The sequence below is a fragment of the Archangium sp. genome (genome assembly GCF_036277355.1).
GTDB lineage: Bacteria > Myxococcota > Myxococcia > Myxococcales > Myxococcaceae > Archangium.
The window spans coordinates 83,510-109,471 of record NZ_DASUNC010000024.1 but is presented as its reverse complement, the minus strand read 5'-3'; the positions used below and the strand labels follow the sequence as shown (position 1 = coordinate 109,471).

Genomic DNA, 25,962 nt, shown 5'->3' with positions numbered 1-25,962 from the left:
GATGAAGCCCTCGTCCGGGCCGGGCGGACAGCCCGTCATGCTCTCGCTGTTCGTCTTCGCCGTGGCGGCGCTGCTCTTCGGCTCGCCACTGCGCCACCTGTGGCTGCGCGAGGGCGCCTCCTGGTACCAGCCCTTCGCCGTGTGGCTCGGCGTCATCGTGCTCGGCGCCTGGGCCGCGCGCCGGAGCGCGCCATGACGTTCGAGCTGGGCACCCTCGTCATCGCCTCGCTGACGTACCTGCTGGTGCTCTTCCTCATCGCCTACGCCGCCGAGCGCGGGCGCATCCCCTCGCGCATCACCCAGCACCCGCTCGCCTACGCGCTGGCGCTCGGCGTGTACGCCACCTCCTGGTCCTACTTCGGCAGCGTGGGCTACGCCTCGCAGCACGGCTTCCGCTACCTGGCCATCTACCTGGGCGCCACCCTCTCCTGCCTGCTCGTCCCGGTGCTGTGGCGTCCGCTGCTCGAGCTCACCCGGCAGTTGCGGCTCACCTCGCTGGCGGACCTCTTCGCCTTCCGCTACCCGGGCCAGGCCACCGGCACCGCGGTGACGTTGGCGCTGCTGGCCGGCACCCTGCCCTACCTGGCCCTCCAGGTGCGCGCCGTCGTCGAGTCCGCGCGCGTCCTCAGTCCCCCGGCCTCGGCCACCACGGTGGGCCTGGGCTTCTGCGCCATCTCCCTCGTCTTCTCCGTCCTCTTCGGCGCCCGCTACGTCACCCCGCGCGAGCGCCACGAGGGCCTCGCGCTGGCCATCGCCTTCGAGTCCCTGGTGAAGGGGGTGGCGCTGGTGCTCGTGGGCGCCTGGGCGGTGGTCTCCGTCTTCGGCGGCCCGGGAGGCCTCCAGGCCTGGCTGGACGCACACCCCGAGGCCCTGCGCGCCATGCAGCAGCCCGCGCGCGAGCAGTCCTGGGCGCCGATGCTCGTCATCTCCTGCGCCGCCGCCTTCCTCATGCCCCGCCAGTACCACGTGGCCTTCACGGAGAGCCCCGAGCGCGACACCCTCTCCACCGCTGCGTGGGCCTTCCCGCTGCTGCTGCTGTTGATGAACATGGCCGTGCCGCTCGTCCTCTGGGCGGGCCGCGAGCTGGGCCTGCCGGGGCCCGCGGACTTCCACGTGCTCGCCGTGCCCGCGGCCCGGGGGGCGCCCGCACTCGCGATGCTGGCCTTCCTCGGGGGCATCTCCGCCTCCAGCGCCATGGTCATCGTCACCACCCTGGCCATGGCGCCCATGTGCCTCACGCACCTGGTGCTGCCGCTGGGCTACGCGCGCTCGCCGGGCAACCTGTACCGCCGGCTCCTCTGGGCCCGGCGCGTCCTCATCGCCGCCATCATCCTCGCGGGCTACGCCTTCTACGTGCACCTGGACCGGCGCGCCTCGGGGCTGGTGGACCTGGGGCTCGTCGCCTTCGTCGGCGTGGCGCAGTTCATCCCCGGCCTGCTGGGCCTGCTCTTCTGGCCCCGGGCCACGCGCGTGGGCTTCCTCTCGGGCCTCGCCGCCGGCACCACGCTCTGGGCCCTGCTGCTGCTCGTGCCGCTGTGGAGTGGCTTCGGCCTGCCGCCCTGGGCGCGGGAGCTGGAGACGCTCCTGGGCTTCACCCCCGGCGAGCCGTGGAGCTTCGTCACCTTCACCTCCCTCACCCTCAACGCGCTGGCCTTCGTGGGGCTCTCGCTGGCCACGCGCCCCTCGCCCGAGGAGGCCGAGGCGGCGAGGCTGTGCGCGCGCGAGGCGCCCTCGTTGGCCGCGGGCAGCGTGACGGCCGGCTCTCCGGACGAGTTCCGCCGCCAGCTCGCCCCCGTGCTGGGGCCGCAGGCCGCCACCGCCGAGTTGGACCGGGCCCTGCGCGAGCTCGGCCTGTCCGAGGGCGAGCGCCGCCCCGCAGAGCTGCGCCGGTTGAGGGATCAGATTGAGCGCAACCTGTCCGGCCTGCTCGGCCCGGTGCTGGCGCGGCTGGCGGTGAGCGAGGCGCTGCAGGTGGACCCGCGGGCCCGCACGGCGCTGGCCGAACAGTTGCGCTTCGTGGAGGAGCGGCTGCGCGACGCACGGGGCATGACGGGCCCGGTGCGCGAGCTGGAGGCGGTGCGGCGCTACCTGCAGCGCATCCTCGAGGAGCTGCCGGTGGGCGCCTGCGCGCTGGGGCCGGACCAGGACGTGGTCATCTGGAACGAGGCACTGGAGCGGCTGTCCGGCCTGCGCTCGGAGGAGGTGCGGGGCCAGACGCTGGCGCACCTGCCGGAGCCGTGGGGCGGGCTGCTCGCCGGCTTCGCCTCGGGGCCGGACGCGGGCGCCGAGACACAGGTGAGGCTGGACGGGCGGGAGCGCATCCTCCGGCTGCACCGCTCGCTGGCCACGCCCTCGGAGACGCCCCGGGAGGAGCCCGAGCAACTGAAGGGCGCGGTGCTGCTGGTGGAGGACCTGACGGAGCGCAAGGCGATGGACGCGCGGCTGGCGCACCAGGACCGGCTGGCCTCGGTGGGACGAGTGGCCGCGGGCGTGGCGCATGAGATCGGCAACCCGCTGACGGCCATCACCAGCGTGGCGCAGAACCTGCGCTACGAGGAGGACCCGGCGGAGATCCGCGAGCGGGTGCAGCTCATCCTCCAGCAGGCGCGGCGCATCGACGCCATCGTGCGGGCGCTCGTCACCTTCAGCCACGCGGGGGTGACGGGGGGCCACGGCGTGCCCGTCACCCGCGTGCCCCTGGCGCCGCTGCTGACGGAAGCCGCGCAGCTCTCACGCCTGGGCCGCAAGGACGCGGACGTGCGGTGCGTGAGCCACTGCCCCGAGGGCCTGGAGGTGGTGGGCAACACGCAGCGGCTGGAGCAGGTCTTCGTGAACCTCATCACCAACGCCATCGACGCCTCGCCGCGAGGCGGACAGGTGGAGCTGTTCGCCGGAGAGGATGGCGAGCGGGTGCGGGTGCGCGTGGTGGACCAGGGCCACGGGATTCCCCCCGAGCTGGCGCAGCGCATCTTCGAGCCCTTCTTCACCACCAAGCAGCCGGGAGAGGGCACGGGGCTGGGGCTCGCGCTGGTGTCCAGCATCGTCCGGGAGCACGGCGGCACGCTGGAGGTGGACAGTCAGCCCGGAGCCGGCACCACCTTCACCGTGACCCTTCCGAAGGCGATGAGCCAGCGGGCGATGGCATAGTGGGCACCGCGCGCCGCGGCGCCGGAGGCGGCTCGCGCCAGAAGCGCACCACGAACCACAGACACACGACGAAGGCCACCAGGTTGAGGAGCCCCCCGGCACGGGAGGACCTCGGAAAGAGCCTGGGCGGAGGACCCGGGCGCGTCGCGCTGGCCCCGGGCGAGCCCAGCCTCGGCAGCTTCAAGCGCTCGCGCTGGGTCGCCCCCACGTCATGCACCGAGCGCACGGCCTGCCGCGCATAGCGCCACGCGCCCCTGCGCGTATAGCCGTACTCCCCGGGCGCCTCGGGCTTCCACCGGGCATCGCCACTGCGCACCCAGAGATTCACCGAGCGCTCGCTCAGCTCGCGCAGGGCCTCGAGGACCTGACCGGATTGCCACGTGCGCAGGGGAGCCTGGGCCTCGGCCTGGAGCCGTTGCTGGTGGAAGGCCTGGAGCTCCGCCGGGGCCGCGTGCAGCAGGCTCGCCATGGACGAGGCCCCGCCGAACTGGTCCCCCGTGCCGGGAAGATCGTTCGTCGTCACCACCTTGCCGCTGGCGTCCTGGCTCACCAGCACCGTGCGCTCGACGGAGTCCGTGGCGGCTCGCGTGGCCACCACCGCCCCGAGCGTGGTGCCGTCCGGAGAGAGCCACAGGGAGAAATCGGCCTGGGGAGCCTCTCCCGGGGGCACCTTCTGGCAGAAGCCCTCGAAGCGCCAGCCCAGCGCGGCGAAGGCCTCGTGGGTCGCACCGAGGTAGGGCCGGGCCTCCGGTGGCGGCGAGTCCCCCGGCACGGGACGCATGAAGTCATCCACGGCCAGCCGGGCGCTACGCACCTGCCGCCAGGCGATTCTCATCGTCAGCAACTGCCATCCGCCCACGAGCGCCGACAGCAGCACCACCAGGTGCACCGCCACCACGAACACGCCTTCGAGCAATCCCATGACATGCCCCCCTGCCACTCCGATTGCGGCTGCAACAGCTGACGGCAACGTACCAGGACAGGCAGGCGGACCCGCCATGACGCATCTCGTCATCCCACCTGGGAAGTGGACAAGGGACGGGGGCACGGGACTAGCCTGAGGGGCAGGTCTTCCGGGGGTTTCGAGCACCGCATGAGCCGCATCCTGGTCATCGAGGACGAGCCCATCATCCGCACGGAGTTGCGGCGGCTGCTGACTCGCGCGGGGCATGAAGTGTCCGAGGCCGGCGCGGTGCACGAGGCGGAGACGGACTCCGCGCTGGACACGTTCGAGCTCATCCTGAGCGACCTGCGGCTGCCGGGAGCTCCGGGAACGGACGTCATCGCCAAGGCGCCGGGAGTGCCGGTGCTCATCATGACCAGCTACGCCACGGTGCGCTCGGCGGTGGAGGCCATGAAGCTGGGGGCGGTGGACTACATCGCCAAGCCCTTCGATCACGACGAGCTGCTGTTGCAGGTGGAGCGCGTGCTGCGCGAGGGGCGGCTGACGCGGCAGAACGCGGCGCTCAAGCGCGAGGTGGAGCGCGTGTACGCGGTGGGCGGAATCGTGGGCCACTGCGCGGCGATGCGGGACGTGTTCGATCGCATCCGGAAGGTGGCGGCCTCGCCGGCCACGGTGCTGGTGCTGGGCGAGTCGGGCACGGGCAAGGAGCTGGCGGCGCGGGCCATCCACGCGCAGAGCCCGCGGCACGACGGGCCGTTGGTGGCCGTCAACTGCGCCGCCATTCCCGAGAGCCTGTTGGAGTCCGAGCTGTTCGGCCACGAGAAGGGCGCCTTCACGGGAGCGCAGGCGGCGCACGCGGGCCTGGTGGAGAGCGCGGATGGAGGCACGCTCTTCCTCGACGAGATTGGCGAGTTGCCCCCACCCGCGCAGGCGCGCCTGTTGCGGATGCTGCAGGACGGAGAGGTGCGGCGGGTGGGCGCCACGCGCTCGCGCAAGGTGGACGCGCGCATCATCGCGGCCACGCACCGGGACTTGCCCAAGCGCGTGCAGGAGGGCTCCTTCCGGCAGGACCTCTACTTCCGCCTGCGCGTGGTGGAGATCAAACTGCCGCCCCTGCGCGAGCGCGGAGAGGACGTGCCGGCGCTCGCGAAGCACCTGCTGGAGAAGGCGTGCCAGCGATTGAACCGGCCGCCCGCGACGTTCTCGCCCGATGCGCTGGTGGCCATCACCTCGCACCCCTGGCCCGGCAACGTGCGCGAGCTGGAGAACGCCATCGAGCGCGCCGTCATCCTCGCGGATGGCCCGGTCATCACGCCCGGACTGCTCTCGCTGGAGCCCGGCGGAAGTAGCGCCTTCGAGACGCACGAGTTGCCGGAGGCGGGGCTGGCCCTCGAGGGCAGCGCCTCCCCGGACTCGCTGGAGGAGTACTTCCGCCGCTTCGTGCTGGAGCACCAGGACAAGCTGGGCGAGACGGAGCTGGCACGCCGGCTGGGCATCAGCCGCAAGGCATTGTGGGAGCGGCGTCAGCGGCTCGGCATTCCACGCACCCGCGCGTGAGCCAGTCATGGCTCCTTCGCACCCACTGCCGGCGACTCATACTCCTCGAACTGCGTACTCAGGTACATCCTCGTCAGGAGGTATCCCTGGATGATGCCCGCCACGAAGAAGTAGACAATGATGGCCTGTGCGAAGGACGTCGCCAGACCTTCGACTTGATCACCCGCTTGCAGTGAGAGCGCCCTGCCGAGCTCGGCGGAGATGTTCCTCACGAACCCGCCAATGGCGTGGAACTCGATCAATCCAACACCCACGAGGGTCTTCGTCAGCCAGTCCGACACGACCTCGATATTGGAATTCGGGCGGTGCGTGCCCCACCGGACCGCATCCAGGGTCACCCTCGGTACACCAAAGAGGAATCCGACGAGTGCGCCGGTGGCAAGACACATCAGGCCCCAGAATCCAGCCGTCTCGGAAGCCCAACGCGAGGCCCAGATGCCCACGAACCCGGCGGTATTCGCCGCGAGCATCACCCCCGCGACCATGAGCGGTGGTCCCGGACGTCGGGGTTCCCGCCGGCGCGTCAACACCGCCTCCAGGGCTTGAGCCGGTCCCATCGCCGCCGACTCCCGCGACCGCCACAGATGCAGGGCGAACAAGACCAGCATGACATTGTTTGGCACGACCGTGACGCGCCAGAGATTGCGCCAGGCCACGCTGCCCGGAATGGCCGAGTCATTGGCCAGGATGTTGTAGACCGCGGGAACAAAGAGCCCCAGCAGCACGAGCGACGCCAGGGCCGCCCACCTGCGAGTACTGGGAAGCAGGATCAAGATTCCAATGACCACCTCGGCCATGCCCGTCGAGATGGCAACGAAGGTCTTGAAGGGAATGAAGTCGGGAATCTGCGCTTCCGCCAGCTCTCGGAAGGCGAAGTGGGTGGAGCCGAAGAACAGCCATTCCACGGAGAGCACGAGAATGGCCACCTGGGACACACGGGGTGTTTCTTGCTCGGGCATGGGGCCACCCTCCGGGATTTCCCAGCGGGGCTCAACACACCCCTCGCATCAACTGTCGGGCATACCATCGGGCACACAGCCCCACCCGAAGTGTGCTCTGTCCAACACGTTCCGGAGCCGGGACGCTCCGTGTTGGTGGGCCATCAACGTCCGCCCGGGTGAAAGACCCGCCCCTGGCACCCCGCGGAAGGCAGGCGTGCTCTCCTGATTCCCGATGTCTCCGGACGCCGGGGAATTCACGGGGGGTCCCTACCCATGCCCATCACGTCGACCATGGAAGCCCGGCTGCATGCGGACAGGCCGTCGCAGCCCTCCCTGCCCTCGGTGTCACGCCGGGGTCTGTGGGCCTGGGTCATGACACGGCTCGATGCGTGCCTCTCGGAGCCGCTGCGCCAGGGCTCTCCCGTGGAGCTCAGCCGGGGCCGGTTGCTGGTGGGCGTCCTTGGCATGCTGCTGCTGTTCGACCTGCACGTCCTCGTCTTCTTCTTCCGGGTGAAGCCGGACCCGTTGCCCTCCAGCCTCGTCGAGCTCACGTGCCTGGTGCTCTTCTCCGCGACGCTCTGGAGGCTGCGCCGGGCCCACTCGCTCCAGGGGCCGGCCCTGCTCCTGTGCTCCCTCGTGACGGCCGCCATCGGCGCCGAGTCCCTGCGGACCGGCTCGCAGGCCGTGGCCGTGAACGTCATGGCCATGCTGGTGCCCATGTTGACCGTGTACCTGGTGGGGGTGCGCTGGGGCTTGTTCTTCACCCTGCTCACCGCCGTGAACATCGGCCTCGTCCACCCGTACTTCTTCCCGCCGCCCAGGAGCACGGCGCTGAACCTCTATTCCGCGCTCTTCCTCCTGTGTGGCTGGCTGGTGAGCTGGATGTTCCTCGCCTCGCGTGACGAGGCGGTCGCGGCGCTCGAGCAGGCGCTGCGGACGCTGCGCGAGAGCGAGGAGAAGCTCCTCAGCCTCGTGGAGAGCACGGATGATCCGGTGTGCTCGCTCGACGTGTGGGGCCGGGTCCTCACCCTCAACCAGGCGGGGACGGACCTGTGCCGCCAGCTCTTCGGAGCGGCCCCCCTCCCGGGCAGCTCCCTCTTCGATGCGCTCCCTCCCGAGCAGCGGTCCGTCTGGAAGGAGCGGACCCGGCGGACGCTCGGCGGGGAGCACATCCGCGTCCAGCTGAAGCTCACGCTGGAGGGCCGGCCCCGGGTGATGGACATCAACCTCAGCCCCCTGCTCGGGGCCGAGCGGCGCCCGGTGGGGATGACGATCTTCGGGCGGGACATCACCGCGCTCAAGGAGGCCGAGGCCCGGCTGGGCGAGCTGCACCGCGGCCTGCTGGACGTGTCACGCCATGCGGGCATGGCGGAGATGGCCAACGGCATCCTCCACAACGTGGGCAACACGCTCAACAGCGTGAGTGTGTCCTCGGGGCTGCTCGTCCATCGGCTGCGGAAGCTGAAGATGTCCGGCGTGGCCCGGGCCTCGGCGCTGCTGCGCGAGCAGGCACAGGACCTGGCCTCCTTCTTCACCCGGGACCCACGGGGCCAGCAGTTCCCCCAGTACCTGGAGGTGCTCTCCCAGCACCTCACCACCGAGCAGGAGGCACTGCTGGCCGAGGCGCGGACGCTCGAGCAGAGCGTGGAGCACATCAAGGCCGTGGTCAGCATGCAGCAGGCCCACGCGCGCGTGACGGGCGTGGAGGAGGTGGTGTCGGTGCCTCAGTTGATCGACGACGCGGTGCGCCTGCACAGCGCGTCCTTCGAGCAGGCGGGCATCCAGGTGCGGACCGACTACGCCTCGCGGCTGCCTCCGGTGAGGGTGGATCGGCACAAGCTGCTGCAGATCCTCGTCAACCTGGTGAGCAACGCCCGGCACGCGGTGCTCGACAGCCGCAAGCCCGACAAACGCATCTGCCTCCGGGTGGAGCGGAGTCCCGAGGGGCGGCTGCGCATCCAGGTGGACGACAACGGCGTGGGAATCCTCGCGGAGAACATGCCGCGCATCTTCACGCAGGGCTTCACCACGAAGGAGGACGGGCATGGCTTCGGCCTGCACATCAGCGCGCTGGCGGCCGAGGAGATGGGCGGCTCGCTCACGTGCGCGAGCGCGGGCCCCGGCCAGGGGGCCACCTTCACCATCGAGCTCCCCTTCCAGGGAGGGGAGCCCCAGGCCTGAGGCCGTCAGCGCGAGCGGCGGCCCGGCTTCTCCGGCACCACCCAGAAGTAGAGGGTGCGCCCATCGGCCTCGATGGGCAATGCGCCCCGGGGCCACGGCCGTTACCGGGTGCTCGGCGGGGCGCCAACGGAGCGGGGGGCGGGTGTTACCCGCGTTACCTCGGGGACGGAGACGTTACCTTTCGAAACGTTCGACGCGGCGTGGCAGGCGCCAAGCGCCCGAGAACATTCATGCTGTGGGCTGGAATGAGCGTTGCTCATGGAGGCCCGCGATGATCTACGCACCCAAGGAAGGCTTCGGCAGGACCGCTCGCATCCAGAGCATGGAGGACTACCAGCGCCTCTACCGCAAGAGCATCGAGCGGCCCGAGGAGTTCTGGGGCGAGATGGCCCAGGCGCTCACCTGGTTCCACCCGCCGGAGATGGTGTTGGACGCGGACCCGGACCAGGTGGACTTCTCCTGGTTCGGCGGAGGCCGGCTCAACGCCTGCTACAACGCGGTGGACCGGCACGTGCGCACGCGGCCCGGCAGGCCCGCCATCATCTGGGCGAAGAACGAGCCGGGGCAGTACGAGCTCATCACCTGGAGGGTCCTGAAGCACAACGTGGGGCGCGTGGCCAACGTGCTCAAGGCGCACGGGGTGAAGAAGGGAGACCGGGTCTGCATCTACCTGCCCATGGTGCCGGAGCTGGCCTACACCATGCTGGCGTGCGCGCGCATCGGCGCGGTGCAGACCAAGGCCATCAGCGACGAGGCGGTGGAGCGCCTCTCGCAGGTGCGGTCCGTGGGACGGGTACTACTGGATTACGGGCCGCGTGGATGACGTGCTCAACGTCTCCGGCCTGCCCAAGACGCGCTCCGGGAAGATCCTCCGCCGCATGCTGCGGAAGATCGCCTGCGGTGAGACGCAGGACCTGGGCGACACCTCCACCCTCGCCGAGCCCACCGTGCTCGACGAGCTGCTCCAACAACAGTCCCAACTGCAGTCCCAGCGCTGCTGACCATCTCCCGAGGAGAACCCCGACCCATGTCCCAGAAAACCAAGGCCGAAGAGCTCGAAGCCCTGGCGGCGACGCGCTGGCGCGTGGCCGCCGTGCTCACCGCGGCCATGCTGATTTCCTATTTCGGTTTCATCCTGCTCGTCGCGTTCGACAAGCCCCTGATGGGCAAGCAGCTCGTCCCGGGGTTGTCGCTCGGCATCCTGCTCGGCGCACTGGTCATCGCCTCGGCCTGGGTGTTCACCGGCATCTACGTGATGTGGGCGAACAACCGCTACGACAAGGCCCTCCACCAGTTCCGCCGCTGAATCAGGAGCCACGCGAATGAATCCCCAACAGGCACAAACCACGATTGGCCAGCCGAACACCACGGCCATCCTCTTCTTCCTGGCCTTCGTGGGCCTCACGCTCGCCATCACGTACTGGGCGGCGCGCAAGACGAAGACGACCTCCGAGTTCTTCGCCGCCGGTGGAGGCGTCACCGGTCTGCAGAACGGCTTCGCGCTCGCCGGTGACTTCATGAGCGCCGCGAGCTTCCTGGGCATCGCCGGCCTGGTGGCGCTCTCCGGCTTCGACGGCCTCATCTACTCGGTGGGCTGGCTGGTGGGCTGGCCGGTGGTGACGTTCCTCATCGCCGAGCCCCTGCGCAACCTGGGCAAGTACACCTTCGCGGACGTGGTGGCCTACCGGCTGAAGCAGACGCCGGTGCGCATCTCCGCCGCGCTGGGCACCCTGACGGTGGTGGCCTTCTACCTCATCGCGCAGATGGTGGGCGCCGGCAACCTCATCCGCATGATGTTCGGCCTGTCCTACGAGGCGGCCGTGATGATCGTGGGCGTGGTGATGATCCTCTACGTGCTCTTCGGCGGGATGATCGCCACCACGTGGGTGCAGATCGTCAAGGCGGTGCTGCTGCTGGGCGGCGCGACGGCGCTGGCGGTGATGGTGCTGGCGAAGTTCGGCTACAGCCCGCTGGCGCTCTTCCAGGAGGCGGTCAACCAGTACGGCCCGGAGGTGCTGGCGCCGGGCAAGCTGGTGACGAACCCGCTGGAGGCGGTGTCGCTGGGCCTGGCGCTGATGTTCGGCACGGCGGGCCTGCCGCACATCCTCATGCGCTTCTACACGGTGCCCAACGCGAAGGCGGCGCGCAGCTCGGTGTTCTACGCCACGGGCCTCATCGGCTACTTCTACCTGGTGACGTTCATCCTCGGCTTCGGCGCGTCGGTGCTGCTGGGCCGCGGGGCGATTACGGGTGTGGACAAGGGCGGCAACATGGCGGCGCCCATGCTGGCCGAGGCGGTGGGTGGAACGCCCTTCCTGGGCTTCATCTCGGCGGTGGCCTTCGCCACGATTCTGGCGGTGGTGGCGGGACTGACGCTGTCGGGCGCGGCGGCGCTGTCGCACGACCTGTGGACGCATGTGGTGCGCAAGGGCAAGTCGCCCGAGCACGAGCAGCTCCGGGTGGCGCGGCTGGCGAGCCTGGGCCTGGGGATTCTCGCCATCCTGCTGGGCATCCTCTTCAAGGGGCAGAACGTGGCCTTCATGGTGGGCCTGGCGTTCGCGATCGCGGCGAGCGCCAACTTCCCGGCGCTGCTGCTGTCCATGTCGTGGAAGGGCTTCACCACGCGAGGGGCGGTGGCCAGCATGGTGACGGGCACGTTGAGCGCGGTGCTGCTCATCTTCCTGTCGCCCACGGTGCAGGTGGACCTGCTGGGCAACAAGGAGGCGATCTTCCCGCTGAAGAACCCGGGCATCATCACCATGCCGCTGTCCTTCCTGGTGGGCTGGTTGGTGTCGCTGCTCTCCCCCGAGCACGAGGCCTCCAGCCGCTACGCCGAGGTGAAGCACCGCATGCACGTGGGCGCCGAGGCGGATGCACCCGAGCATCCGGCCCCCGGCACGACCGCGGCGGCCACGCCCGTGACGACGCCGAGCACGCAGACCACCTGAGCGCCCTGCCCTGCCCTCCCCTGCCCTCCCTCTCCCTCTGGGAGAGGGTCGGGGTGAGGGTCTTCCCTCAAGTGGGCGGAACCACCGCGATGCAATCGATCTCCACCCGCGCGCCCTTGGGCAGGCCCGCCACCTGCACGGTGGTGCGCGCGGGGGGAGTCCCCTGGAAGTAGCGGCCATACACCTCGTTCATCTCGGCGAAATCAGCCATGTCGACGAGGAACACGCCACACCGGACGACGTGGGAGAAGTCCAGGCCACCGGCCGCGAGCACCTCCCGCAGGTTGTCCATGGCCCGAGCCGTCTGGACCTTGACGCTGCCCTGGACGAGCTCGCCGGTGGTGGGGTCGATGGGCGTCTGACCGGAGAGGAAGACCATCCTCCCGAGGCCCACCTCGACGGCCTGCGAGTAGGGACCAATGGCCTTCGGGGCCTTGTCGGAGTGCAGCGTCTTGCGAGCCATGGAGACCTCCAGGAGGGCCTGTCTACCACGCGGCCTCGGAGGGTGGACCGCGTTCAATACAAGACGCCCACGCGTATCCGCCCGTGGGAGGACAGGAGCCCGGGAGCATGCTCGGCGTTCCACCCCCCTGCACCCAGCAAGGAGTCCTGTCATGAGCGTACGCACGATGTTCCTGGCCCTCTCCACCACGGCGCTGCTCGGCTGTGCCAGCACCCCGGCCGCGGGCACGCGGACGGAGGCCCGGAGCGGCGAGACGGAAGCGAAGATGTGCAGCTGCGACCACAAGGCGCAGGAGGGCGCGCAGACCACGGAGGGCCATGCCGCCGGGTGTAGCTGCCCGCACTGCGGACACGCCAGGAGCGGGGAGGCCCAGGGCACGGAGGGCGAGGCGGCCACCTGTGGCTGCGCGCACGAGCACGAGGAGCAGGGCCGCGCCCACCACGAAGGCCACCAGGGCTGAGAGCGAGGCACGCCCCCACGTGGTCCGCACCGAGCACGACGCACTGGAGCTCATCCGCACGAAGCGCATCATCACCGAGGTGCCGGCCCTGGGGATGAGCTCGCTCGTCGAGGCCGTGGCCGGAGGAGAGGTGCACGGCAGCTGGCGCCACCACGCCAAGGGCCGGCTCATGTACCGGCTCGGCCGGATGCTGAGGGCCTCGGACGAGGTGCTCGCGGTGCGGCTGGTGGAGGGCAAGGTGGCCTTCGTGGACCCGGTGCTGTGGGCGGTGGTGTACCGCGTGGCCATGGAGCCCTCGCGCCGCCGCCGCTCGCTGGAGGGGCTGTCCGCCCAGGCCCGCGCCCTGCTGACGGCGGTGGAGCGGGACAAGGAGGTGCGCCTGGAGAAGAACAGCGAGTGGACGAAGGGACGCGAGGCCCTGGAGGAGCGGCTGCTCGTGCACGTCTCCGAGGCGGAGACGGAGGAGGGCCGCCACGTGACCGTCCTGCGCTCCTGGAGGGACTGGGTCTCGCCCACGGTGAAGGAGGCCGCCGAGTCCCTCGGCTATGAGGATGCGCTCGCCCGGCTGCGCGAGGCGTGCGGTGGAGCCCCGGCGGGGCTCGGCCCGTGGGTGCCCTGACTCAGTACATGTCGGGCATGGCGGGCGGCGGGCTGGAGAAGATGGCCGTGGCCGTGCGCAGGGCGGACTCATCGGCCTCGAGCGCCCCGGTGCTCAGGAGGGCCAGGGGCGAGAGGAAGCCGCTGTAGAGCGGAGCGAGCGCCCGGACGTGCAGCTTCACATCCCCATCCCCGCCCGGGCGCACCTCGGCCTCGCCGTTCTCCACCTCGAGCACGAAGCGGCCGCGGTTCTCCGGGAAGAGGTCATCGTCCACCTCCAGGTGCAGGGCCCCCGAGAGCCCGGCCGGGTAGCCACGGGCCTGGAGCGCGGCGGGCACGTCCAGCAGCCGCAGCATCCAATGGAGGAGGTGCTTCACCTCGTACGTCTGCTCGCGCAGCAGGAAGAGCAGAGGGTCCGCCGGTCCGCCGCGCCACACCACCTCCTGGGCCATGGAGCGGTGGTCGCCGAGGAAGCTCAGCAGCCGCCGGCCCGCGGCGGGGGTGAGCGCGACGATGTCGGGGAGGTTCAACTCCTGCCACATGCCCTGGGAGACGACCCGCCGCGTGAGATAGACATAGCCCTCGATACCGGCGCTGCCCTCCACGAGGTAGCCATAGGCGGTCTCCCCCTTGGGATGGGTGACGCGGCTCCAGGTATAGGCCGAGCGGTCGATCCACCCCTGCTGCCGCTGCGCATGGCGGCGGTAGACATCGCGGAGGGCCGGCATGTCGGCCTCCGTCACCGGCCGCAGGGCCAGGGTGCGCTCCTGGAAGTCGAGCCCATGGAGCTGCACGCGGATTTCATGGCGTGAGCCGGCCTGCTCGAAGCCCACGCGCCGGTAGAGCGGCTGGGTGGCGGGGTAGAGGCTGGCGAGGGGAGCGCCCTGGCTTCGCAGCTCCCGGAGGGCCGTGCGCATGAGCCGGGTGGCCGTGCCCTGGCCGCGGCGCTCGGGGGCCACGCCCACGCCGCCGATGCCCACCATGGGCACCCGGCGCCCGTTGAACCACTGCCCCATGGGGATGAGGACGATGGTGGCGGCCACCGAGCCCCCCTCGCGCAGCACGCGCAGCCAGGCCTCTCCGGCCTCGACCTTCTGCTGCCAGCCCCGGGCGTCCTCGGGGGTGAGGGCGAAGGACTGGGCGCGGATGTCCTCCGCCTGGGTGTGCTCCCGCTCGCCCTGGGGCGGGCCAAAGTCCGGCGCCGTCGTGTCCACGCTGTCCTCCCGGAGTCCGAGGCGGCGCAGCCTAGGAGGTGGGCGGGCAGGCGCGCCAGGGCCTCCTCCGCCGCCGCCCCCCGAGCGATCCTCCCCGGGAAACCGTCTTCGCCGCTGGACAACCCGTCTTCCATGGTTACAGGGAGGGCGATCGCGCCCCGCGATGGGCGCCCGGAGGAGACATGTCCGTCGACACCCAGCGGGAAACCCACAAGTTCCAGGCGGAGATCAACCAGCTCCTGAACCTGGTCATCAACTCCCTCTACAGCCACAAGGAGATCTTCCTGCGCGAGCTCGTCTCGAACGCGTCGGACGCGTTGGACAAGCTGCGCTTCCGCTCCGTCACGGAGCCCGAGCTGCTCGAGGGGGCCTCCGAGCTGGAGATCCGCCTGATTCCGGACGCGGAGAAGGGCACGCTGACCATCGAGGACACCGGCATCGGCATGACGCGGGACGAGCTGGTGAAGAACCTGGGCACCATCGCGCACTCGGGCTCGCGCGAGTTCCTGGAGCTGGTGGCGCAGCGGGGCCAGAAGGACGTGAACCTGATTGGCCAGTTCGGCGTGGGCTTCTACAGCGCCTATCTGGTGGCGGACCACGTCGAGGTGGTGAGCCGGGCGGCGGGCAAGAACCCGGCGGCCTGGAAGTGGGCCTCGGACGCGAAGGGCTCCTTCACGGTGGAGCCGGCCGAGCGCGCCACGCGCGGCACCTCCATCACGCTGCACCTGAAGGAGGACCAGAAGGAGTTCCTGGACGAGTGGCGTATGCGCTCGCTGGTGACGCAGTACTCGGACTACGTGAGCCACCCCATCAAGCTCCAGGTGAAGAAGACCACGGGCGAGGGGGACGAGAAGAAGACGGAGACGAAGCTCGAGGTGGTGAACAAGGCGAGCGCGCTGTGGCAGCGCTCGAAGAGTGAGATCACCGACGAGCAGTACCAGGAGTTCTACAAGCACCTGACGCACGACTGGGAGGCGCCGCTGGCGTGGACGCACTTCCGGACCGAGGGCAACCAGGTCTTCACGGGACTGCTCTTCCTGCCGAAGAACCCGCCATTCGACTTGAACACGCCGCAGCAGCGAGGGGTGCGGCTGTTCGTGAAGCGGGTGCTCATCATGGACCGGTGCGAGGAGATGCTGCCGCAGTGGCTGCGCTTCGTGCGGGGCGTGGTGGACTCGGACGACCTGCCGCTGAACGTGTCGCGCGAGCTGCTGCAGGACTCGGCGGTGGTGCAGGCCATCCGCAAGCACGTGACGAAGAAGACGTTGGACATGCTGGAGAAGCTGGCCAAGGACAAGCCGGAGGACTACCGGACGTTCTGGAAGAGCTTCGGCACGGTGCTGAAGGAGGGGCTGGCGATCGAGACCGAGCACCGCGAGAAGCTGGGGGCGCTGGTGCGCTACGAGAGCTCGCGGGAGGAGGGACTCACCTCGCTGGCGGACTACGTGTCGAGGATGAAGGAGGGCCAGAAGGCCATCTATTACATCTTCGGCGAGACGAGGAAGGCGGTGGTGGACTCGCCGCACCTGGAGGCGCTGAAGAAGCGCGGGTACGAAGTGCTGTACATGACGGACCCGGTGGACGAGTGGGCGACGCAGGGGCTGAGGGAGTTCCAGGACAAGCCGCTGGTGTCGGCGATGCACGCGGACCTGAAGCTGGAGGAGACGGAGGAGGAGAAGCGCGAGAAGGAGCAGCGCGCGAAGGGGCTGGGGCCGCTGGCGGACCGGATGAAGGAGGTGCTCAAGGAGCACGTGCGCGAGGTGCGGGTATCGGACCGGCTCACGGACTCGCCGTGCTGCCTGGTGGTGCCCGAGGGCGGCTCGCACGCCTACGTGGAGCGGCTGCTGCGTGAGCGGGGCCGGAGCGTACCGCGCGTGAAGCGGATTCTGGAGGTGAATCCCTCGCACCCCATCGTCGAGCACCTGAAGGCGCTGCAGGAGAAGGAGCCGGCCTCGCCGCAGGTGACGGAGTGGGTGGAGCTGCTCTACGACCAGGCGCTGCTCACCGAGGGCAGCAGCGTGGAGGATCCGAACCGCTTCGCGCGGCGGATGACGGCGCTGATGACGCAGCTGGCGGCGCACTCGCCGGTGAAGGGCACGCACACGCCCGCGGGCGCGGTGGCCGCCGGCCCCGAGACGCCGACGTCGGAGGCGAAGCCCACGGAGGGGGCCGCGGTGGCCGCGGGTCCCGAGACGCCCGTCCGGCCCAACTGAGCAACGGGACGGTGTAGCAAAGCAAAGGGGCGAGGCGAACAAGCCTCGCCCCTTTTTAATCAAGGGATTGCGCCCACTTGCTACGGGAGCAGCACTTGGAGGCCCACGCCACCGGGGCCAATGCTGAGCGAAGCAGAGCCCGGCGCCTTGGTCTCCGACGGCTTATCGATGAACCACAGAGCGGCACCGACTCCGATGAGGCCGACTCCCACCGCGCCGCTCACCAGAGCCTGCGTGCGATTGCGCTCGATGTCACTGCGCAAGCGCGCAACCTCGTCCCTGAGACTGGGGTCCGGAGCAGCACCATTCTCGTAAAACTTCGCGAGCTCATCATGGGCAGTGCCGCCCTGGCTGGCGAAGATGGCGGCCAACACCCCCCCGCCAACCAAGCCCACTCCCGCCGAGGCAATGCCTACCGGCGTCTTCCATGTCCGGACCGCCTTTACCCGCACCGTCGTACGCACCCCACCCGCAGCCGGTTGGAGGGTGTACTCGCCCGCCTCAGCTGGCGTCCACTCAGCGATGTACGTGCCCTTCTCCGTCTCCTTCTCCTTCAGGGTCAGTGCTGTCGAAGCCCCGCCGTCGCTGCGCGCCACCGTGAAGTCCAGCTGCCCTGGAGCGGGCTGTGTACAAGCCTCACGCATTTCCAACCGGGCCTCCACCGCCACCTTCTCCGAAACCTTGAACTCAGCGCCCTGCGCCGGTTTCTGGAGACTCAGCGAGTAGCAGTCCACGCACCCCTTCATCGTGCACAGCTGCTGCTCCTTGCATCCCGGGGAGCACTCCGGAACCACCTTCACCCGCACCGTCGCGCTCAACCCCCCCACCGGGTAGGCCACCTGGATGAGGTAGTCCCCCGCCTTGGTTGGCGTCCACACCGTGCTGAACTTGCCCTTCTCAGCCGCCTCCTTCTGGGCCAGCGTCGTCGACGCCTCATCACCGCCGCGCGCCACCGTGAAGACCAGTTGCTGAGGCTCCGAAGGGTGGTTCTGTACCCCCTTGCGCAGCACCAACAGGGCCTCCACCAACACCTCCCCGCCGGACACCACGCTGTCCTGCGCGGGCTTCTCGATGCGCAACTCCGAGTAGCGCTTCGCGCCAAGCAGATGGGGACGCATCTGCTTGCTCAGCTCTCCAACTGCGATGGGGGTGAAGACCTTCGGGGCGCGTTTCTTGGGATCCTTCGGTGTGGAGAGTTCCTTGTCGCCCGTCAGTTTCTGGCGGTACAGCACCTCCCCCCCAGCACTGACGACAACGCCCTCGATGCTGGTGATCTCCTTCTTGCCGACAGTGAGGGTGACGAGCACGGCCCGGTTGGCGCCGCTGCTTGTAGCCAGCTCGCCGAGACAGCTCTCGCGGTTCTGCTCGCTCACACAGCCCGCCTTCCCCCGAGGCGGCAACATACGCACCTCGTCGGGGGACACCACCTCCGCAACACTGGCCTGCACCGCACTGGCGCACGCCCCTTGGAGGCTCTTGATGTCACTGGGAGTAGGTTTGACGCCCGCCTCCCCTGTGACGATACAGGGATGGAGCACAACGGACTCCGGCTTCGGCTGGCCCCAGGCCAGCGGGGAGAGCAGGAGCGTGATGACGAGCAAAGGGGAAGAGCGAACAGGAATGGAGCGGCTCACGGAGTGGCCCTCATGGATGCTTGAGGCGAGACTGTCACCGGAGTGCGGACCGGGTGGACGGATGGAGGCTGCGTAGACCGCCTCTACCATGCTATCCCCGCGTCTGATTCGTCAAAGGGTTTGGAGGTTACCGTGAAGCTGCGCAAGGTCTTTGGAGCGCTATTAGCGCTGGGGGCGCTCGAGGGTTGCGACATCAAGGGCAGCTGCGAGCAGGACGCAGAGTGCCCCGAGCAGCATTTCTGCCATACCGAAGTGAAGCAGTGCTTTTCTTCCCGCTACTCGGAGCTGAAGATCCTGACGCTGGGGGAGAACGCCGTGGTGGGCGGTGCGCCTGTACAGATCCAGGCCCGGCTAGAATTGGAGTCGGGTGCCAACCCCGTGTACCCGCCGCAACTGAACCTCACGGTGACTCCGGCCAGCGGAGGAACCCCCACCACCGTGACGCTCTCACGCACGGGGGAGGGAACATACAGCGCCGAGTGGACCCCTCCTCCGGGAGAAGGAACGTACACCCTCCAGGTGGCCCATCCCGCGTCGTGGGGGCCGACCCGCTCGGTGCAGGTGACGGTGGATCGCACGGCGCCGGCGTTGGCGGTTCAAGTGCCCGAGGCGCAGCCCGCGACGCCCAAGGACGGCTTCAGCTATGCGGACCCGATGGCGGGCTCCGCATGGGTGAGAGACCAGACCGTGACGGTGCTGGTGGAATCGGATTCAGCGGATATCGATCCGGCGAGCCCGCGAGTGGTGGTCCGGGGGCACAACGGCGGTACGGACGTGACGGACCTCGCGGTGAGGCAGGTGACCCCGTGCACCAAGGCCTACTGCGGCGCGGTGGACGTGCCGCTGTGGCGTCCGGGGCTCGAGGCCTTCCGCGGCACCTTCCAGATCGAACTGGCGGTGAAGGACCGGGTGGGCAACGAGCGCTCGGCCAGCGGGAGCATCCCGGTCACGCGCTGGAAGTGGGCGTTCGATGGGGCGTCCGGGCCCATCGTGAGCACCCCCGCCATCGGTGAAAAGGGGACCGTCTACTTCGGCACCAGCGGCACCAACGGGAAGGTGTTCGCGCTCAACCCCGAGGGCACTCCGAAATGGGAGGCGCCACTCGGTCCGGTGAGCGGCAGCCCAACCGTGGGTCGCGCCCCCGATGGGACCGAGCGCATCTACGTGGGAGCCGCTCCCGCCACTTCTGGGGGGGTCCTGTTCAGCCTGAATGGCATCACCGGCAATACGACTTCGCAGTGTCCAGAGGCGGGCCGGAACCTCGGCTGGGGGCCCATCCGCTCAGGCACCACGCTCTTCGACTCGAGGCTCGGTCCGGGTCTTCCCGCCACCGAAACCGCAATGGCTTTCTCCCATGGGAGCGCGGTGATCATTCTCGGGCCCGACGTCAACCGGTGTGGCAGCCTTGGCTCTTTCGGCACCATGCCTGGATCGAGCGTGCTCTCGAGGGGCCTCGATGTCTACTACAGCGTTGCCTACCCTCAGGATCCGCCGTTCGAACAGTTCATGATCACCGCCCTGAACTTCGAACTCGGAAGCAGTCGTGCTAAGGAAGGCTACTCCGTGCCGGAGCCGCGGGCTCCGGTGACGGGCATGGCCTTCGCGCAGACCGGCACGGAAACCTACCTGTTGACCGCCCAGGGAGAGAACTCGTCGAACTCGGGAGGAATCCAGGCCTTCGACGCCGAGCGGGGCAACAATCCAGCGTGGAATTATCCGTCCTCCTTCTCGGGAGTAGCGCCGGTGCGCAACCTGGCCCTCGGAGCGGGCAATGTCCTGTTCTTCGGCCATGAGGCCGCGACGGGTTCAGCGCCACTGACGGCGATCGACCTGTTCGCCACGGCCCCCCGCATCAGCGTTCCGAACGCGGGAAGCTTCTCGGGAGGCCCGGTCCTGGGCGCTGGCGGTGCGCTCTATGCCGCCTCCGCGACAGGACCGGCCGCCGGCATTGGCGAGGTGTCGGCTTGGAGTTCGAACAACCTGACGCTGCGTTGGAAGCTCAGCGACAGCGTTGGACGCGCACAGGCGACGCCATCGCTGGACTGCGCACGCCAGGCAGATGGAACCCCAGCGGCTCAGGCCAAGGGGGTGCTGTACGTGCCCGCCCTCGACGGCCGGCTGTACGCGCTCGTCGTGGACAGCCCGGGCCTGGACAAGAATGCCCCCTGGCCCAAGTACCAGCACGACGCGCGAAACACCGGAAACTCCGGGGCTCCGATCACCAACTGTCCGTAACACGCGTTCACGGGCTCCAGCCCCACCATGCCAGGAGGCCCCCCACACTCGGGCCTCCTGGGGGACGAGCCCGTCCTATCGGCAGGTCTCCCCACTCATCCCCCCTGACGCCTTCCCCACTACCGCCACGGACTCCGTGACGGGTGGCCGGGCGAGCATCCCGCGTGAACCGGGGGCTCGCCTGGGGTAACTTCGCGTCCTGGATCTGCCCCTGGGGGGGCCAACGAAGACCGAGCAGCGCTCATACGGCTGAGCGAGGAGCGATCAGTGGATGACCACCACCTCAATCCAGGCGCGGGGCGCCGGAGACACGAACTGATGAGATACGTGTATACGCGGGCACTGTTGTTCCTGGTGCTCCTCGCATCTGGCGTCGCCGTGGCGGAACCGGACACGTTCGGTCTGGGAACCCATAGGGATGGCGCTCTGAACGCGCGCAATCCCTCGATCGTCAACGCCTACGCCCATGTTGTCACGAATCCGCTGGCTCCTGGGGACATGGAGATCCTCATCAGCGGCGTGCGGGAAGGCAATGAGACTGGGAGAAATACAGCAGACACTGCCTTCCAGACGGGCGATCTGGTGATGGTCCTGCAAACGACCGGCGCCGTGCCTCCCATCCCGACTGGATTGACCACGGCTGTCGACCTCGAGGCCTACAATGTCGGAAGGTGGGAGTTCGCTCGGCTGGCGTCAGCCAGCACCAGCAAGCTGACCCTCACGGCGCCGCTCATGCACGGGTACCCGGTCACCGCCACCCAAGTCATCCGCGTGCCCGAATACAGCACCGTCACTGTGGGCAACTCGAAGGAAATCACAGCAGAGACATGGGATGGCAGATCGGGTGGCGTCATCGCCTTCCTGGCCGATGGAGCTGTCACCGTCACCGGCACCGGCACCAACGCCGGCATCATCAATGCCAGTGAATTGGGATTTCGCGGGGGAGTGTATAAAAATGGTTCGGCAGCCTCCACCAGTTGCACGACCAATTCTGGCTCGTCCCCAGACTATGCCCAGAAGGGTGAAGGGGTGGACAGCACGCGCTACGCCGCATCCGGCGACCTTGGTGCCAATGAAGGAGCAGGTCGCGGCAACTTTGCGAACGGAGGCGGTGGAGGCAACTGTCCCGTCTCGGGCGGAGGAGGCGGAGGAAACGCCGCGCTGGGTGGTAACGGTGGACCGAGCACCACCGGAGGAATGGGAGGAGTGCCTCTGCTCTACTCCCTGCTCGATCGCCTCACCTTTGGAGGCGGCGGCGGAAGTGGCCACGGAACACGGCTCTCCTTTGGTCAGTCTAATGGCGGACGTGGGGGCGGCATCATTTTCATTCGGGCAGCAAGTCTGACCCTCGAGAGTGCCAATTCCATCCGTGTATCCGGCAAAGCAGGTACTGCTGGCGGCAACAGGTTAGTGCTAACCGACCCAGCGGACGGTGGTGGTGGTGGTGGGGCGGGAGGCACCATCCTCGTGAGACTGACGGGTACCCTCAACTGTAATAACCAAACCATCATTACAGCCAGAGGAGGAGCCGGAGGGGACGTAGACTCTGGAGCTTCGCCCACGCCGAGTGCAGGAGGAGGCGGCGGTGGCGGCCGGGTGCTCTACCAGATGGGCACGACAGAGATGTGCTCCAGTCCGATCGCGACAGTGTCTGGCGGTCTTCCTGGCTCAGGCACAACGGTGGGTGCCACAAGTGGCGGAACAGGCTCCGTTTCTTCGCTTCCGGGTCCGTTTCCAACACTATTGGCACCCACGTTGGACCCGGTGGCCCCAGCGGATGGCGGGTACACCAATCTGCGAAGGCCCACGCTCACGGGAGGACGTGACACCGCTTATGCGGGGCGTCAGGTGGTCATCTATCAGGGCAGTGTGGAAGTGGGACGCACGGTCGCCGACGCCAGCGGCCGTTTCTCCTTCAAGATGCCGCAGGACCTCTTTGATGGTGTGTATCAAGTCTCGGCGGCCTTCGCCTATCAGGGGGTCCAGAGCCCGAAGAGCACGGTCCAGACCTTCACCGTGGACGGGACGCCTCCGGCGAATCCCCTGGTGGATCTGCTTGCATCGAGAGAGGCAGTCCCAAACATGCTCATCGGCCTGCCTGACCTGGAGGCTGTCACCAGCAAGCTCTACATCAGCGGAAGGTCGGAGCCGGGAAGCACCGTCACCGTCCAGCAAAACGGTCCGAGTGGTACCTTCCCCCCAGCGTCGGCCACCACTGATGCCCTGGGCAAGTGGCGGGTGGGTATCGTCCAACCCTCCAACGTGGAGACCGCCACCTACACGCTCACGGTGTCGGCTGAGGATAGAGCGCACAACACGAGCCCACCGTCGATCACCCTGACATTCCGTCTGGACACCAAGCTACCGGCAACTCCCGTGTTTCAGACAGTGGGAGGAGTGACGGCAGGAGGCACCGTGCCCGCCAATTCACTGCGGCCGGTCTTGGAGGGAACGGCGGATAACGGAAACAAGGTGGTCGTGACGCTGAGCAGGACGGGAACCGGCGCGGAGAGCCAAACCCTCGAGACCACCTCGAGTTCGGGAGGTTGGAAGGTCGTTCCGTCCGTCCCACTGACGGACGGCGCCTCCTATAATGTGGACGTGACGGCCTTCGACTTGGCTGGAAACGAGCAGGCCGGAATGCGCAAGAGCTTCAGCGTGGATGTGTCGCCTCCTGCGTTGGTGATCTCCAGAGTGGGAGCCAGCAGCAGGTCGCCGGCGTCGGGCATGCTCATCGGCACGCCCGACCTGTCCTCTTCGAGCCTCTCCCTCAGCGGGACGGCGGAGGCGCTGAGCAGCATTACGGTGCGGCAGATCGGCCCGGGTTCGCCCGCGGACCAAGTGACGTCCGCTGATGGGTCGGGCAATTGGAGTGTGAACCTCGCACAACCGGCCAACACGGACACCACCTACTACTCGCTGGAGGTGAAGGCCAAGGACACGGCGAACAACACGACCACGGCCACGCTGGATTTCAGGTTGGACACCAGGATACCGACGGCACCCTTTGTCACCTTCGTTGGCGGAGTGGCACCTGACGCCAGCTGTGCCGCGTCTGGCGTCTTCGTCACGACCAGACAGCCGTTGATCCAGGGAACGGGTGAAGCCAGAGGAACCGTGAACGTGACCTTGGTGTCCTCCTCTACCGTTCCGTCGACCGTGGTGAACGGTTCGGGAGCATGGAGCGTTTCGCCGACCGGCACGCCCTTGACTGACGGCGCCTATACCTTGACCGCGACGTTGACGGATGAGGCCGGCAACCCAAGTGAACCGGCCACCTACTGCTTCAACGTGGATGCGACCAGGCCAGACAAGCCGACGGCCATCGCGGTCGTGACGACGTCAGCATCCGGTACAGTGACAACCCCGGCGGTCAGTGGCATGCGCATTGGCCGGGCCCTCCTGACGGAGGTCAGGGACGTACCTGTATCCGGTGAACCCGTGCCGAATGGCAAGCTCAGCATCACCGGTAGTGCCAATGACACCACGGGTCCTGTTGCCAAGGTGCAGTTGAAGCTGATCCCCCTCAACCCGGCGTTGGCGGTGATGGAATCCCTGGTGACCGTCACGTCCGGAACCTGGACCAAGGACTGGCCCGGCCTGGCGAGCGGCTCCTACGCGTTGGAAGCCCGAGCAGTGGATGCGGCCAACAACATCGGTGATCCGCAGACGATCTTCTTCGAGCTGGATCTGATCCGCCCGACCGCCACGGTCACCGGACGCCCAACCGAGGGCACCATCACCGCCTCCAAGGAGTTCGCCTTCGGTTTCGACACTTCGGAGCGTGTGCAGGCCTATGAGTGCACGATCAACAACAGCCTCGTGCCTTGCACCAACCCATTCCTCTCCTCGGTGGCGATTTCGGGCACCTATCAGCTCAAGGTGTGGGTGACGGATATGGCCGGCAACAAGTCCCTCGACCCGGCCACGCGGAATTGGACCGTGGATACGGACCAACCCGTCGTCTTCATCCTGAACCGCTCCTCCATTCCCACCGGGGGTAGCTCCACGCAACAGACGGACATCACCTTCCAGTTGCGCGCGAACAAAGAGGGCCTGGATATCTACTGCCAGAAGGATCTCGATTCCGCGGAGTGGGCCAAACCCTGCGAGTGCACCAGATGGGAACCCGCTTCAGATGGAAAGCTGCCGCAGGTTTGCATCAAGACCTATACGGATCTCTCCGAAGCCCCCCACGTGTTCGTCGTGAAAGCCGTTTCGCCGACGACGAATGCCGAGACCTCCGAGGCCGAGCGGCAGCGGAACGAATGGGTGGTGGATAAGACGAATCCCGACACCTTCATCACGGAAAAGCCGGGCGACTGGGTGGCAGTCAATTACGCGACGGTGAAGTTCGCCACGCCGACCGAATCCCAGACTCCCGACTTCCAATGTGAACTGACCAAGCCGGACAGCACCATCGTGGTGTCCAAATGCTCCGGGTCCAGTTCCCACTTGATGTCGGGTCTCGCGGACGGGAGTTACACGCTCCGGATCAAGGCCATCGATGCAGCCGGCAATGAGGAGACAGACCCCGCGGTGGTCTCCTGGACGGTGGACACCCAGGGACCCGCCGCGCCCGTTCTCAATGTCCCCTCGGCGGGGAGGCGGTACAAGGATCTCCTCCTGACGGGAACGGCGGCTGGGGAGCCCTTCAGCGTCGTGTCGGCCTACGTCGATGATCCTGAAGGAACAGGGACGCCCATCGGAACAGCGACAGTCACCGCGTCGGGAACATGGCAGCTCACCGTCGCGGCGGAACGCAAACCGGAAGATGGGCTCCATTCCGTCACCCTCAAGGCAACGGACAGGGCTGGCAATCCGGGGACGCTGTCCGTGCCTGTCAGCTTCTTCATGGACAATCAACCCCCCTCCGTGCAGATCAGCGGGCCAGACAAGAACACCGCGAGCCGAACCGCTGCGTTCCAATTCATCACGAACGAGGAGGGCGTCACCTTCCAGTGCAAGCTGGACCTCCAGGACCCAGTGGAGTGCGGCACGAACGTGTCGTACGCCGACCTCGAAGAAGGACCGCATACACTCAACGTCTATGCGGTGGACGAGGCTGGAAACAGGCGGGAGGTAGGCTACAGCTGGAGCGTCTATCTGGGCCGTGACATCCGCGCCGAGGGCGGAGGACTGGGTTGTTCCACCACTTCGGCACAGTCTCCAGCGCTGTGGCTGCTCGGGCTGTTCGGGCTCCTGCTCGACAAGGCCTCCCGGCGCCGGGGAAAGACGGCGGACAGGCAGTAACGTGGCGGCGGGTGTCGGAGATGGGCCAGGCGCCTGTCTCCGCCCACCTGCCGCTCCGTGCTCCACCCCGATGGATGAGCGGTGAGGCCTCGCGGTTGCGTGAGCCTCCCGCACCAGTGGTGGCGAGCCAGCCTCCTGGCGACCCTGGAGTTCGGGCCTCAAGCGGACGCGCGGGTCACGCGGGGGTGCATCATTCCGCAAGAGCCGGCTGCCCT

18 protein-coding genes are annotated in these 25,962 nt (G+C 68.2%); 13 read left to right on the top strand and 5 right to left on the bottom strand.

Annotated features, from left to right (window positions below; translation table 11 throughout):
• Position 1 precedes the first annotated feature (1 nt).
• Both VFZ09_RS06810 and VFZ09_RS06805 read left to right on the top strand, forming a co-directional pair.
• Positions 2-196, top strand: coding sequence for a hypothetical protein (locus VFZ09_RS06810; protein ID WP_043392229.1), 195 nt, complete (start codon positions 2-4; stop codon positions 194-196).
• On the top strand, positions 193-3,147 hold the full coding sequence (locus tag VFZ09_RS06805; RefSeq protein WP_329726666.1) for an ATP-binding protein: 2,955 nt from the start codon (positions 193-195) through the stop codon (positions 3,145-3,147). The genes VFZ09_RS06810 and VFZ09_RS06805 overlap by 4 nt, the downstream gene beginning before the upstream one ends.
• Here the strand turns inward: VFZ09_RS06805 and VFZ09_RS06800 are convergent.
• A complete protein-coding gene (locus tag VFZ09_RS06800; RefSeq protein WP_329726665.1) occupies positions 3,101-4,069 on the bottom strand; it encodes a hypothetical protein in 969 nt (322 codons plus the stop codon). The genes VFZ09_RS06805 and VFZ09_RS06800 overlap by 47 nt on opposite strands.
• Positions 4,070-4,240: 171 nt before the next feature.
• On the opposite strand from VFZ09_RS06800, the gene VFZ09_RS06795 reads away from it, so the two are divergent.
• Entirely contained in the window at positions 4,241-5,608 is a 1,368-nt protein-coding gene (locus VFZ09_RS06795) for a sigma-54 dependent transcriptional regulator (protein WP_329726664.1), read from the top strand.
• Positions 5,609-5,613: 5 nt separating this feature from the next.
• On the opposite strand, the gene VFZ09_RS06790 is transcribed toward VFZ09_RS06795, so the two are convergent.
• Positions 5,614-6,567, bottom strand: a complete 954-nt coding sequence (locus VFZ09_RS06790) for a MauE/DoxX family redox-associated membrane protein (protein ID WP_329726663.1) — start codon at positions 6,565-6,567, stop codon at positions 5,614-5,616.
• A 255-nt stretch (positions 6,568-6,822) separates the two neighbouring features.
• On the opposite strand from VFZ09_RS06790, the gene VFZ09_RS06785 reads away from it, so the two are divergent.
• From VFZ09_RS06785 to VFZ09_RS06765, 5 genes are all read left to right on the top strand, one after another.
• A complete protein-coding gene (locus VFZ09_RS06785; protein WP_329726662.1) occupies positions 6,823-8,730 on the top strand; it encodes a two-component system sensor histidine kinase NtrB in 1,908 nt (635 codons plus the stop codon).
• A 271-nt stretch (positions 8,731-9,001) separates the two neighbouring features.
• On the top strand, positions 9,002-9,553 hold the full coding sequence (locus VFZ09_RS06780) for an acetyl-coenzyme A synthetase N-terminal domain-containing protein (protein WP_329726661.1): 552 nt from the start codon (positions 9,002-9,004) through the stop codon (positions 9,551-9,553).
• A complete protein-coding gene (locus VFZ09_RS06775) occupies positions 9,546-9,731 on the top strand; it encodes a hypothetical protein (RefSeq protein WP_329726660.1) in 186 nt (61 codons plus the stop codon). The genes VFZ09_RS06780 and VFZ09_RS06775 overlap by 8 nt, the downstream gene beginning before the upstream one ends.
• A 26-nt stretch (positions 9,732-9,757) precedes the next feature.
• Positions 9,758-10,036: a DUF485 domain-containing protein gene (locus VFZ09_RS06770; protein WP_329726659.1), complete on the top strand. Its 279-nt coding sequence runs from the start codon at positions 9,758-9,760 to the stop codon at positions 10,034-10,036.
• Positions 10,037-10,052: 16 nt separating this feature from the next.
• Positions 10,053-11,678 (top strand): sodium:solute symporter family transporter, encoded by a 1,626-nt coding sequence (locus tag VFZ09_RS06765; RefSeq protein WP_329726658.1) that lies wholly within the window; start codon positions 10,053-10,055, stop codon positions 11,676-11,678.
• Positions 11,679-11,745: 67 nt separating this feature from the next.
• Here VFZ09_RS06765 and VFZ09_RS06760 read toward each other — a convergent pair whose 3' ends face one another.
• The gene (locus VFZ09_RS06760) at positions 11,746-12,141 is read right to left on the bottom strand and encodes a RidA family protein (protein ID WP_329726657.1); all 396 of its coding nucleotides are present in this window, start codon (positions 12,139-12,141) and stop codon (positions 11,746-11,748) included.
• A 151-nt stretch (positions 12,142-12,292) separates the two neighbouring features.
• Between VFZ09_RS06760 and VFZ09_RS06755 the strand changes: the two genes are divergently transcribed.
• Together VFZ09_RS06755 and VFZ09_RS06750 are read left to right on the top strand one after the other, a co-directional pair.
• Positions 12,293-12,601: a hypothetical protein gene (locus VFZ09_RS06755; RefSeq protein WP_329726656.1), complete on the top strand. Its 309-nt coding sequence runs from the start codon at positions 12,293-12,295 to the stop codon at positions 12,599-12,601.
• A gap of 19 nt (positions 12,602-12,620) precedes the next feature.
• The gene (locus tag VFZ09_RS06750; RefSeq protein ID WP_329726655.1) at positions 12,621-13,220 is read left to right on the top strand and encodes an RNA methyltransferase; all 600 of its coding nucleotides are present in this window, start codon (positions 12,621-12,623) and stop codon (positions 13,218-13,220) included.
• 1 nt (position 13,221) lies between these two features.
• Here the strand turns inward: VFZ09_RS06750 and VFZ09_RS06745 are convergent, their stop codons facing one another.
• Positions 13,222-14,412, bottom strand: coding sequence for a GNAT family N-acetyltransferase (locus VFZ09_RS06745; RefSeq protein WP_329726654.1), 1,191 nt, complete (start codon positions 14,410-14,412; stop codon positions 13,222-13,224).
• A gap of 182 nt (positions 14,413-14,594) precedes the next feature.
• Between VFZ09_RS06745 and htpG the strand changes: the two genes are divergently transcribed.
• Positions 14,595-16,625 (top strand): molecular chaperone HtpG, encoded by a 2,031-nt coding sequence (gene htpG / locus VFZ09_RS06740; RefSeq protein ID WP_329726653.1) that lies wholly within the window; start codon positions 14,595-14,597, stop codon positions 16,623-16,625.
• An 80-nt stretch (positions 16,626-16,705) separates the two neighbouring features.
• Here htpG and VFZ09_RS06735 read toward each other — a convergent pair whose 3' ends face one another.
• Positions 16,706-17,998: a hypothetical protein gene (locus VFZ09_RS06735; protein ID WP_329726652.1), complete on the bottom strand. Its 1,293-nt coding sequence runs from the start codon at positions 17,996-17,998 to the stop codon at positions 16,706-16,708.
• Positions 17,999-18,391: 393 nt separating this feature from the next.
• On the opposite strand from VFZ09_RS06735, the gene VFZ09_RS06730 reads away from it, so the two are divergent.
• Together VFZ09_RS06730 and agmC are read left to right on the top strand one after the other, a co-directional pair.
• Positions 18,392-20,494, top strand: coding sequence for a PQQ-binding-like beta-propeller repeat protein (locus VFZ09_RS06730; protein WP_329726651.1), 2,103 nt, complete (start codon positions 18,392-18,394; stop codon positions 20,492-20,494).
• A gap of 318 nt (positions 20,495-20,812) precedes the next feature.
• Positions 20,813-25,747, top strand: coding sequence for an adventurous gliding motility protein AgmC (gene agmC / locus VFZ09_RS06725; RefSeq protein WP_329726650.1), 4,935 nt, complete (start codon positions 20,813-20,815; stop codon positions 25,745-25,747).
• Positions 25,748-25,962: the final 215 nt, after the last annotated feature.